The 11167-nt window shown below is 70.1% G+C and carries 7 protein-coding genes and 1 pseudogene; 5 read left to right on the plus strand and 3 right to left on the minus strand.

Annotation, left to right across the window (positions count from 1 at the left end; genetic code table 11):
• Nucleotides 1-1050, plus strand: a pseudogene (locus tag ITP53_RS49425) (serine protease); the annotation flags it as partial.
• A gap of 200 nt (nucleotides 1051-1250) precedes the next feature.
• The gene (locus ITP53_RS49430; RefSeq protein WP_207757537.1) at nucleotides 1251-2294 is read left to right on the plus strand and encodes an endonuclease/exonuclease/phosphatase family protein; all 1044 of its coding nucleotides are present in this window, start codon (nucleotides 1251-1253) and stop codon (nucleotides 2292-2294) included.
• 48 nt (nucleotides 2295-2342) lie between these two features.
• On the opposite strand, the gene ITP53_RS49435 is transcribed toward ITP53_RS49430, so the two are convergent.
• The 3 genes from ITP53_RS49435 to ITP53_RS49445 are packed head-to-tail and all read right to left on the minus strand — an operon-like array spanning nucleotide 2343 to nucleotide 8378.
• Nucleotides 2343-4058 (minus strand): thiamine pyrophosphate-binding protein, encoded by a 1716-nt coding sequence (locus ITP53_RS49435; protein WP_195902424.1) that lies wholly within the window; start codon nucleotides 4056-4058, stop codon nucleotides 2343-2345.
• Nucleotides 4059-4080: 22 nt separating this feature from the next.
• Nucleotides 4081-5454 carry a hypothetical protein gene (locus tag ITP53_RS49440; RefSeq protein WP_207757538.1) on the minus strand — a complete coding sequence of 458 codons (1374 nt, stop codon included), beginning with the start codon at nucleotides 5452-5454 and terminating at the stop codon, nucleotides 4081-4083.
• Between the two features lie 14 nt (nucleotides 5455-5468).
• Nucleotides 5469-8378, minus strand: a complete 2910-nt coding sequence (locus ITP53_RS49445; RefSeq protein ID WP_207757539.1) for a peroxidase family protein — start codon at nucleotides 8376-8378, stop codon at nucleotides 5469-5471.
• A gap of 277 nt (nucleotides 8379-8655) precedes the next feature.
• Here ITP53_RS49445 and ITP53_RS59855 point away from each other — a divergent pair, with 277 nt between their 5' ends.
• The 3 genes from ITP53_RS59855 to ITP53_RS49455 all read left to right on the plus strand — a co-directional run.
• Nucleotides 8656-8781, plus strand: a complete 126-nt coding sequence (locus tag ITP53_RS59855; RefSeq protein ID WP_268961458.1) for a hypothetical protein — start codon at nucleotides 8656-8658, stop codon at nucleotides 8779-8781.
• Entirely contained in the window at nucleotides 8768-10102 is a 1335-nt protein-coding gene (locus ITP53_RS49450) for a YcaO-like family protein (RefSeq protein WP_195902425.1), read from the plus strand. Before ITP53_RS59855 ends, ITP53_RS49450 begins: the two co-directional genes overlap by 14 nt.
• 99 nt (nucleotides 10103-10201) lie before the next feature.
• Nucleotides 10202-11167, plus strand: a 966-nt coding sequence (locus tag ITP53_RS49455; RefSeq protein ID WP_195902426.1) for an NACHT domain-containing protein, incomplete at its 3' end; no start/stop codon positions are given.

Here is an 11167-nt window from a genome sequence, read left to right on the forward strand (position 1 = left end):
CCCGTCGAAACGGCCGCCCGAGCCGGCGCCCCTCCCATCGGGGCGGCCGCACGAGCGGGCGCCCCTCCCGCCGCCACAGGCGCACGTCCAGGTGCCCCGCCCGCCGGGACAGCCCTACGAGCGGGCGCCCCGCCCGTAGGGATCGGCGCGACCGGGGTCGGGCTGCCGTCCAGCCCGACCGCGTTCGGCGGTTCCAGGCATCTGGTCTTCCTGCACGGCCGGGGCCAGCAGGGACGCGACCCGGAGCTGCTGCGCAGGTACTGGACCGCCGGGTTGAACGGCGGGCTGACCCGGGCGGGGCTGGGCACGATCGCGCCGGCCGATGTCTGGTTCCCCTTCTACGCGCCACAGCTCATCCAGGCCATGCGAACCGGGGAAGCCCTCCCCCGCGCCGTCGACGATCCCCTTGAGGCCGCCGCGCCCGAACCGGGGGCCACGCGGCAGCTGTACGAGCGGATGATCACGGAGGCGGCGGCCAGGGCCGGCATGCCCGCGGAAAGGGCCGGAGCCGAAGGGCTGGGCGACGCCGTGCATCAGGGGTTGAGCTGGCTGGCCGACACCACCGACCTGGATCGGCTGCTCATAGCCGCGATCTTCGCGGACGTGGCCGCCTACCTCGACGACGAGCAGGTACGGGAGGCCGTTCTGGACCGCGTGCTGCGGACGATGCCGCGGACCGGCCGGTTGGTGCTGGTCAGCCACAGCCTGGGCACGGTGGTCGCGATGGACCTGCTCCCCCGGCTCGACCCGGGGGTCGAGGTCGAGCTCCTCGTCACCGCCGGTAGCCCGCTGGGTATGGACAGCGTTCACCAGCGCCTGCTCAGCGGCGGGCCGCAGCGTCCGGACCGGGTGGCCCACTGGTTCAACGCGTGGTGCCCCGTCGATCCTGTCGCCATCGGCTGCCCGCTGAGCGACCACTGGCTGGGCGAACTGGCCGAGACCCCCGTCGCCAACCCCGCGGCCCGCGCCCACGACATCGAGGAGTATCTCGCTCACCCCGAGGTCGCGCACGTGATCGGGATCCCGCTCACCGCGCCGGCCCCGGTATGAACCCGGCATTCCGCCGCGCGAGGACGCGGCTGTCCTCGCGCCGCGGTCAGGGAAGGCCGCGGGTGTGCTCTCGGTCCGGTCAAGGGCGGCCATGCGACGGAGGCCACTGAACGGGGGCCACAAAGCCGGGGTGCCACAGAACCGGAGGCCACAGAACCTGGGCGCCACAGAACCGGGGGCCACGGAACGGGGAGGGAACCATGGCGACACTCAAGGTCACGACGGTCAACGGCGAGTGGATGAACGACTGGTTCACCGCCGACGCGCAGACGGCGGCGTTCAAGCCGGCGTTCTTCCGAGACGGCGAGCGGGGAGTCACCGCGGAGGCCGCCGGCCGCCTGGCCGGGCTGATCTCCGCCATAGACGCGGACATCATCGCGCTGGTGGAGGCGCCGAGCCGCCCAGCGGAGCTGGCGTTGTTCATCAACGAGTACCTGTCCTCCGGCGGCTCCGCCACGTACGACTTCGTCATGGGCGACTCCGGCGGGAGCCAGAAGCTGGCCCTGCTGTTCAAGCCCGGCCAGGTCGCGGCCGGCCTCGCTCCGTTGGCCGACGTGGCGCCGTTCATCGAGCCGTGGCTGGCCGACGTCGACGGTGACGCCGTCCTCGACGAGTACGCGTTCACCAGGAACCCGCTGTGCTGCACCGCCGACTTCGACGGCACCCGGGTGGGGGTGGTGGTCACGCATCTGAAGTCGAACTTCGTCAACCAGGGCCGTGAGATGTGGCAGGACCCCGCGCGGCGCCCGGACTTCGTCAAGGCCGCGTTGCGGAACCGGCGCCGGATCGCCAACGAGGCGATGCGCATCCGCAGGGGCCTGGAGCAGCGCATGAACGCCGATCCTGGCTGCGCGCTCATCGTGCTCGGGGACCTGAACGACGGCCCTGGCCATGACTACTTCGAGGAGCAGTACCTCGCACACGACGTCACCGACCTTCTCCTCGGCTCGCCGTACCGGCCGGAGCGGCTGTTCGGCCACGCTCAGGCCGACGTCGCAGAGGACCGGCGCTACAGCGCCGTGTTCGACGACTTCGTCACCGAGGAGACGAACCGGCGGGTGCTGCTGGACCACATCCTCCTGTCACCCGGCCTGATGAACGGCGGCTCACCGCTGACCAAGGTGCCCGGGTCCGGTCGCGTCGAACACGACGCCTGGAACGCCCAGCTCGCCGGCGACGGATCCGCACGGGACCGGCGCGCGACCGATCACCGCCCGGCCAGCGTCACGCTCACCCATCCCTGAGCCCATACCCGAGCCCATCCCTGAACCCGTCCCTGGGGCAGGGCTGGGTCAGGAGGACTGGCGGAGGCGCTCCTCAAGGGCCTCCACCAGCCCGGCGATCACGCCGTCGGGCGAGGGACTGTAGTGGGGTACGGCCCATCGGGTGATCCTGGCATCGATCACCGTGGGCCGGCCCGACCTCAGCGCCGCATGGAACGCGTCCTCGAACTCCTCGATCGTCTCCACCCGGTAGCCGTCCGCGCCACACGCCCGCGCGTAACCGGCGAAGTCCGGATTCCGGAACTCCACCAGCGCGGTCTCCAGGTACGTCGCCATCTGATAGAGCTTGATCAACTTGAATTCCTGGTCGTCGAAGATGACCCAGATGACGGGGATGTCATGCTCGACGGCGGTCATCAGCTCGAAGCCGGACAGCGAGTAGCAGCCGTCGCCGCAGCCGACGACGACCGTCCGGTCCGGTTGCGCGACCTTCAGCCCGATGGCGCCGTTGACGTGCCCGGCCATCGGCCCGAACGAGCCGGCCTTACGGAAGTTCTGGCCCTCCTCGAGCTCCACGTAGTAGCCGAGCCACGCCAGATGCGCGCCGGCGTCGGCGAGGAGGACGCCGCGCTCCGGCAGCATCCGCCCGATCGCCTGCGCGAGCTCTCCCGGGTGGATCTGCCCGGTCACGTGGGTGATGGGCCTGGCCTCGTGGTCCCGGCCGTCGACCTTGGCCGGCGGCACCTCGCCGACCACCTTCCGCTCCAGCGCCTCGACGAGGGCCGCCACCGCCGGGCGGGCGTCGGACAGGAGCGCGTGGTCGGGTTTGTACGCCTTGCGGAACTCGGTCCCTGAGATGTTCACGTGGACGAGCAGCTTGCCGTTGAACAGGTCTCTGCGGTAGTTGAACGTGGCGTGCTGGTTGAGCGAGTTGCCGATACACAGTACGACGTCGGCCTCGCGGAACGCCTTCCACGCGCTCGCGTGGCCGCTGTCGGCGAAGACGCCCAGCGAGAGCGGATGCCCCTCGGACACGATGCCCTTGCCGTCGAGCGTGGTCAGCAGCGGGAAGTTGAACCGCTCGATCAACCGCTTGATCTCCGCCCCCGCCCCGCTCCGGACGGCGCCGAAGCCGGCGAGCGCGACGATGCGCTTACGCCGCGCGATGGCGTCCGCCAGCACCGAGGCGATCTCCTCCACGACCGCCGGGTCGGGCAGGACCGGGGCGACGTCGAGCCGGATGGGTCGCACGTCCGTGACCTCGACGCCGCGCTCGGTCAGGTCCTCGGGAACGTGGATGTGCACCGGCCCAGGCCGGCCCTCGAACGCGAGGTTGACCGCCTCCTCGAGCACGTCGCACGTGTCCGCGGCGTCGGTGAGCAGGAAGGACTTCTTGGTCGTGGCCGCGAACATGGCCCGCGAGTCGGGTGTCCTGTTCATGCCCGAGGTCTCGTTGAGTGAGCCCCATCCCTGCCATTTCCTGGACGCGTACCCCGAGACGGCGAGGACCGGGTAGGAGTCGGACATCGCCACGGCGAGCCCCGAGAACAGGTTGAACGCCCCGGGTCCGGCCGTGGCGAAGCAGAAGCCCAGCTTGTTGGTGTACATCGCGTACCCGCACGCCATGAAGGACGCGGCCTGCTCGTGCCTGGTGATGATCGGCCGGATCCGCTGTGAGTGCTTCAGCGCCAGCATCAGGCCGGCGGTGTTCTCCCCGGCGCCGCCGAAGGCGGCCTCCACCCCGATGTCTTCCAGCCCTCTGACGATGGCCTCGTATACCTTCATGGTTTCGTCCTCTTCCGTGCGGCTAGGCGTGCCACCGCGTGGCGTGCCGCGCGTGCACGTCGGTGGTCCCGTTCACGAAGAACCGCTCGTAGTACTCCGACTCGACGTGGTGGGTCTGCAGCCAGATGCCGGGCACGTGGATGGCGTCGGTGTGCGCGGGGAACCGGCCGTGCGTCGCGTGGAGGTACACGCAGACGTCCCGCACGCAGTCGATGACCTGCTGGTCGTACTCGCCCGCCTCGGTCAGATAGCGCCGCCCGTAGTCGCCCTTGTAGATGCCGGCGAAGGTCTTCTCGTCGGTGTAGATGCCGCCAGGACCGAACTTCGCGCGTACGACGCTCTCGACGGCCTCCTCCATCGAGGCGTAGTTGGGCGGGCAGGCGGCCTTGATGAGGTGCTCCCCGTCGGCCCGGAGCCCGACCGGATGGGAGCGCAGCGCGGCGTACTTCGGCAGCGGCACGTGCCAGCGCGGGATGTCGGCGAGACGGAAGCGCGGAACGACGAAGTCGAAGCCGAGCATCCGGCCGTACGCCTGGGAGAACTTCGGGTCGCCCAGCATGATCTGCGGGTGGATGGTGGCGTGGATCCACGCGCCGAGCCCCATGGCGTCCGCGACCAGCATCATGTTCTGCACGAGCAGATCGGCCTCGACCTGGGTGCGCATCGGCCCCAGGGCGCCGAGCGGCAGTTTGAGCTCCGCGTTCAGGAACCCGTTCTTCACCCACTTCCGCACCCCTGCCGAGCGGTAGAGGTTGCGGTCGTCGACGAGTGCGGGCCGGTGCCCCTCCGGCTGGGTGAGCAGGTACATCAGCGCGTTGATGTACTGGTGGGAGAGGTCGACCACGGGCAGGAAGACCGTGGTGCCAGGAAGGTTGGACAGGAACCGGTTGGAGTCCAGGTAGGCGGGGAAGTCGCGCATCCCCTCGGCGACGTCGAGACGGTGGGGCAGCACCTTCACCTTGGCCCTGCGCGCCCGTTCGACCAGCGTGCCCGCGTCGAAGGGCAGGTCCGGGGAGGGCTCCAGCTTTCTCAGGTAGTAGGTGCCGCTGTCGTTGATCATGAAGAAGTGGGTGCCCTGGGCGTTGTCCGGGCTGCCCGCCGTCCGCCCGGTCATGTGCAGGTTCGGCTTGGCCATGATGGGCTCGCCGTCGCGCGGGTCCTCGAACGGCCGGTCCGGCATGGTCAGGCCGGAGCAGCCGGTGAGCGCGATGAGCACCGCCTCCTCCAGCTCCGTCAGCGGCATCGGGGGGTGCGGCGACCGGTAGCTCATCGAACCGGCCGGGACGGACGCGCCGCGGCTGATCCGGTGGGTACGCCTGCGCCAGATGGTCTCGAGCAGCGGCCGGGACAGCAGGTCCGCCAGCCCCTCCTGCTCGATCTCTTGCTTCATGGACATGGTCGGCCTCGCTTTCAGTCGCGCCTGACGTGCCCGTCGGGCATGGCCGGGCGCCACGGCGCGAAAGCGCTCGCCGTGCGCGGCAGGAAGCCCGCGAGTTCGGGGCAGTGCCGCAGGATGACGCTCTTCATGCCGTTGCGCTCGATCCAGTCCAGCCCCAGCGGCGTGTAGATCTCGGGCCTGAAGTCGACGGTGAGGAAGCGGTCGCTCTGCAGCCGCCGGCTCGCCATGAGGATGAAGATGCGGAACGCCGTGTCGCTGAATCCGAAGCGCTCGGGCGGGTTCTCCGCGTAGAGGCCGACCATTGTGTCGATCTCGTCGACCGTACGGTAGACGTCCTTGAGCCTGGCCAGCGTGTCGGGGTCGGCCGTGAGGTCCTCGAAGCGCCGCAGCCGCGGCTTGTGCAGACCGGCGCGGAAGTCGTTGTAGCGCGGAACGGCGCGGCGGCGGGTGCGGGCGAGGTCGACCACGGACAGGTCGATGATCTCCCCGTCCCGCTCGAACGCCTGGAGCGCGCGCGGATAGTTGTACAGGGTGATCGCGCCGGGATGGGCGATGCCCAGCGAGTAGAGCGAGTTCGTGAGACCGGCCTCCCGCATGAGAGGCTCCGTGGCGGCGCCCTGCACGTCGTTGAATCCCAGGGTGCGCAGCGTGCGGCCGGACGCGTGGTCGGCGATCTCGTAGTCGTCCGGGATCAGCGGATGCATCCGGTAGACGGTGACGAAGTCCTCCGTGAGCGAGTAGGGGGTGGCGTGGTGGTCGGGCAGGGTCTCGGGGATGCCGGTGAGCGCGTGCGCGTCGACCAGCCAGAGCCCCAGATGGGTCAGCCAGTTCTTCGGCGGTCCCGACCAGTTGGCCGTCAGCCCGATGTCGATCAGTTCGGTGGCGAGGATCGCGGGCGTCCACTCCACAGTGTGGATCTTGGCGATGAGAGCGGAGATGACGAGCCTCGCCGTGTGGTAGACGGTGTCCTCGTCCATGCGCGGGTACTGGCTCCGCAGCGCCTCGCACACGGTGTTGTGCTCACGGGCGAAGAGCGTGTGCATGACGCTGAGACCGAGCCACCAGTTGTCACGGAAGCCGGTGATCGCGATGCCGTCGGGACCGGCCGGCAGATGGCCCTCCTCCAGGTGCAGCGCCGCGCCGCCGGTCGGCTCACGCAGGGACTTCGCGACGGTCTCGTCGCCGCCGTACACCTCCGAGCCGTCCCACCACTGGGAGGCGGTGTTGCCGAACAGGGTGGGCGGGTCCGTGCTGCCGGCTCGGCGCACGCCCGCGTCCTCGGCGAAGCGCATCACCGTCTCGGGCGCTCCGCCCGGGGTGTTGATCCAGGTCATGCCGGACGGGAGCGGCACCTCGACGCTCTTCGTCCCTGCCGGGTAACGCTTGTGGTTGACCCAGTCGTGCACCTGGAACTGGATCCACGCGGCGGCGATGACGTTCAGCGACCGTGCCGGGATGAAGGTGTCGCGGCGCAGCAGCTCCCTGCTGACGGTCACCGGGTTGGGCATGTCGAAGAGGCTGGGCCGGTAGACGGGCGGGAGATTGCGGCCGAAGGCCGAGCCGAGCGCGCCCATGGTGGGTGCGGACAGGTCGTTGTACGTGCCGTCATAGGTGCGCCTGACCCTCAGGCTCTCATCGATGGGCGGTGGCACCGGATGGGCCTTCGGCACGACCTCGCGGATCTCGGTGTCGATGAGGTTGTCACGGCGCAGCACCTGCCGGATGGCTTCGATGTTGAGCAGCCCGAGCCAGGTCGGCAGCCGGTGCCAGGGGACGACCCGGTTGAGAGCGCGGAATCCGGGCCGCAGGAACCTGCCGACGACGACGTTGCGCGCCGGCATCGGCGTGATGAAGCAGTGGCCGCGGCGATGGGCGCTGCCGGCCTCGTAGGCGGCCTTGCGCGCGCGGTTGAGGTTGCCGAGCGGGCGGAACTCGTCGGTGGTGTTCCACGGGTCGAAGGCGAGCTGGTCGATCTGGAGCGCGATGGCGCGCGCGTCGGCGGTGTCGAGGTCCTGGCCCGGGATCGTCAGCGTGGCCACCGGGATGACCGGCGCGTCCTCCTCCCGCCAGTCGGCGGCGCCGTTCTCGATGGGCGTGCTCCAGGCGTCGGCGTAGCGCTGTACGCACAGGTCGAAGACCACGTCACCCCTGGCCAGCCGTGCGGCGAGCTCATGTCCCAGGTAGTCGGGGTCGCTGCGCGACGCGGGAGGCGCCGCGGGCGCGTCCGCGGCGGGGCGGAGCCGGTAGCGGACGGGTCCCGCGTCTCCCCAGAGGATCGCGCCACGGCTCCAGTACGTCTCGCGTGCGAGGCTGCGCACCTCGCGTCCGGTCGCCGCGGTCACGTTGCGCCGCATGCGCGCGGCGGTGGCCCAGCCCAGCGCCAGCGGAAGCTTGGCGTACAACGCGATGCCCTTGCGCAGGTTGGAGTTCGCGCCCGCCATGGCCTGGGCGAAGACGACGAACTCACGTGCGTTGCGCGCGTGGGAGACGGGAAAGTTCGTCATGAGGAGGTCGTGGGCGTGGTCAGGACCCGTCTGGACGCGCAGTGCCGCGCCGCGCAGGTCGGGCGCGAAGTCCGGCTGACGGACGCCGCTCGCGTTGGACAGCCGGACGATGACCGGGTATTCGGCGTCCGGCTGGGCGAAGCCGGTGCGGAGGTCTTCCGGCAGGTCCTGACGGAACCTCAGCCGGGCGTTCTCGACGCCGAGGACCGCCTTCGCGTGAAAGGCCCGCTCGATGCCGGCGGCACGGCTGCGTTTCCTGATCTTCACCTGGACCCGCATGAGATCGCGGGCGAGCTTGTCGAAGATCACCCGCTCGACTTCTGGGGTGCCTCCGACATAACGCTCATATTGCTCAGCCATGGGTGCTTCGCGCACCGCCGGAGCCTCCTCGACAAGGCGCTCTTCCTGCTTGGTCATCTGTGAGTCCCTCCCGATGCCCGCCATCATCGGTCGCGAGAGCGGTCCGCGCGCGGCGTGAAAATCATTATCGCCGTTATTCCCTGAGGCAACGAGATAATGCGCCGTCCCGTGCAGGACATGACGCTTGTTCCACGGCTGGAATACGTACCCGGCCCGACCCTCCAGCCAAGCCCTGCAACATGTAAATATGACACAAAATAGCAGCGAGTCCGCCTTTCTGGTGTTTTGTCGAGGCAGACCTACAATGAGAAGGCGGAATGAAAGGAGAAGGCTCATGGGAAATGTCGTGGACTATGTCCGCGTCGAATCGCTGGACAGAGGGACTCAGCACCTGACCCGCGCCGAGCTCGACCGGCTGGAGGAGCTGCTCTCCTCGACGACCGGCGATGGCGAGCGGTAGGCCGCATCGGGCATGGGGCGGCGCGGAGGGCCGCGCGTTCCGCGCAGTGGAGCGGGCGGTGCCGCCGGCCGAGGCCGGGGGTCGGGCGGCGGCGGTGCTGACCGCGCTGGGCCTGCGGGCGGAGCTCCTGGACGCGGGCGCGGGCCGCGATCCGACCGCCTGGTCGTGCGAACTGCTCGGCGGCGCCGACTCGCCGGTCGCGTGCGGAATGGGGAAGGGGCGCCCCGCGGAGGCCCGCGTGGGCGCCCTGTTCGAGGCCCTGGAGCACTACCTCACCGGCCCGGCCTGGTTCGACCCCGCCGTCGTCGAACCGGCCCCGCCCACCCGCCTCGCCGCGGGACCGCTGCGCGCGAACGTCTGCGCGCCACTGCTGGCCGGCATGTCCGGCCGGCGGATGGCCTGCCTGCGTTATCGCCCCCTCGGCAGGGGACGCGAGGCGCTGGTGCCGCTGTTCCTGTCCGCCCCCTGGTACGTCGAGACCGGCGCCGCGCGGCTGCGCGAACTGGCCGGCGACGACTGCGACTACGCCGACCTGATGCGCTACAGCTGCAACAGCGGCTCGGCCGCCGGCCTCTCCACCGCCGAGGCGATCCTGCACGCGCTCAACGAGGCGATCGAGCGTGACGCCCTGTCCCTGCTCCTGGTACGTGCCTTCCTCGGCGGGGGCGGGTTCCGGCCCAGGCTGATCGATCCGGAGACGCTGCCGGCCGGCCCGGCCCGAGCGTACGCGACGGCGGAAGAGCTCACCGGGTCACCGGTGCACCTGCTGGACATCACCAGTGACATCGGGGTGCCGACCATGCTGGCGTACACCGCCCCCACCTCCGGCCATCCGCACCGGCGCGGCGCCGGGACCTCGCTGAGCCCCGCCTACGCGGCCTGGCGCGCGCTCACCGAACTCGTCCAGGCCACACTCGGCGAGGGCCTGTCGCCCTCCGGAGCACGCCGCGATCTGACCGGCCTGGCGGCGCATCCCACGCTGCGCGCCTGCGGCAGGTTCGACCTCACCGGCCCGCTGCGTGAGGCGCGGGTGGTCCCCTTCCCTCGGGTCGCCTGGGTGGCCGAGCCGCCCGCCCGTCAGTTGCGGAAAGTGGTCGCGATGCTGGCCACGCGGAGCCTCACGGCCTTCCACCGCACGGTGTGCGCTCTCCCCGGCGGGGTCACCGCCGTACACGTGATCGTTCCGGCGCTGGAGCGGTTCATGCTGATCACCGACGGCAACCTGGTGATCCCCGGCGGCAGGGCGCGGGCCGCCGTGGCCGCCCCGCCACGCGCGTTCGCCGCGGCCTGGAGAGTTTCCGAACCGATGCCGTCCGATTGATGGTCACATTAAGGAGGTGGCCGGTTTTTCCCGTTCGCCGAACTTACCTGTAGAGCTCGCAGCCCTATTCTGCTAAGAAATATGAGCACAATAGGACCCATGTCTGCACGATTTTTGCGACAGCATCGCACGGCCAGAGTGTCGGTGGTGCTGGGCATTTTGCTGCTGACCCTGTCCACCGTGTTCCTGCTCGTCGCCCCGCAATTGCAGCAGGGCCCGGGGAAAACGGTCGGAATGGCCTCGGTCGTGGCGGCGGTGGGCAGCGCGATGGCACTGGGTAACAGCCTGATTCAGTTCCTGTCCTGGTGGCGTAAGCGGGGCGCGCCCGCGCCCGCGCCCACGTCCGCCGACATCGGCACCGCGAAGGACATCCTCGCCGGCCTGGTGACCCAGCAGTGGCGCGACGAGACGATCCTGCGCTCGCTGTGCGCTCCCGAGCCCATGCCGCTGCCCTGGCGCTCGACCGAGCGCCGCGAACTCGCCGACCATCCCGAGATCATCGCCAAGGGTGCAGTGGCCTTTCCCGGCCTGGACGTGCACATCGCGGACATGGTGCGCAACTTCCGAGCCCTGCGCTGCCGCCGGCTGGTCATCCTGGGCGGCCCAGGCACCGGGAAGACGACCCTGGCCGTGCAGCTGGTGCTCGAACTGCTGCGCACGCGGCAGCCGGAGGAGCCCGTCCCTGTGCTGCTGTCGGCCTCGCGCTGGGACGACCGCGTACATCCGCGGTTGCAGGACTGGCTGGCCGCGAGCCTGGCGATGGACTATCCCGCGCTGCGGGCGGAGGGCCTCGGCCCCGACATCCCCGAGACGCTCGTCGCCCGCGGCGAGATCCTTCCCGTCATCGACGGGCTGGACGAGCTGCCCGGCCACGCCAGGGCCGGCATGCTCACCGCGCTGAACCGGTCGATGTGCGAGACCGACCAGCTCGTCCTCACCTGCCGCACAGAGCAGTTCACCGAGTCCGTCGAGGAGATGGGCAACGTCCTCACAGCGACGGCGGTCATCGAACCGCAGCCCATGTCCCCCGCCGCGGCGGCCGACTACCTGCGGGCGTGCCTTCCC

Origin of the sequence: Nonomuraea cypriaca, from assembly GCF_015645445.1 — a bacterium.
Classification (GTDB): domain Bacteria; phylum Actinomycetota; class Actinomycetes; order Streptosporangiales; family Streptosporangiaceae; genus Nonomuraea; species Nonomuraea cypriaca.

Bases quoted from the DNA above. Each gene is read 5' to 3' on its own strand.
- ITP53_RS49430 (WP_207757537.1), top strand. From the start codon at position 1,251: ATGGCGACACTCAAGGTCACGACGGTCAACGGCGAGTGGATGAACGAC.
- ITP53_RS49435 (WP_195902424.1), bottom strand. From the start codon at position 4,058: ATGAAGGTATACGAGGCCATCGTCAGAGGGCTGGAAGACATCGGGGTG.
- ITP53_RS49440 (WP_207757538.1), bottom strand. From the start codon at position 5,454: ATGTCCATGAAGCAAGAGATCGAGCAGGAGGGGCTGGCGGACCTGCTG.
- ITP53_RS49445 (WP_207757539.1), bottom strand. From the start codon at position 8,378: ATGACCAAGCAGGAAGAGCGCCTTGTCGAGGAGGCTCCGGCGGTGCGC.
- ITP53_RS59855 (WP_268961458.1), top strand. From the start codon at position 8,656: ATGGGAAATGTCGTGGACTATGTCCGCGTCGAATCGCTGGACAGAGGG.
- ITP53_RS49450 (WP_195902425.1), top strand. From the start codon at position 8,768: ATGGCGAGCGGTAGGCCGCATCGGGCATGGGGCGGCGCGGAGGGCCGC.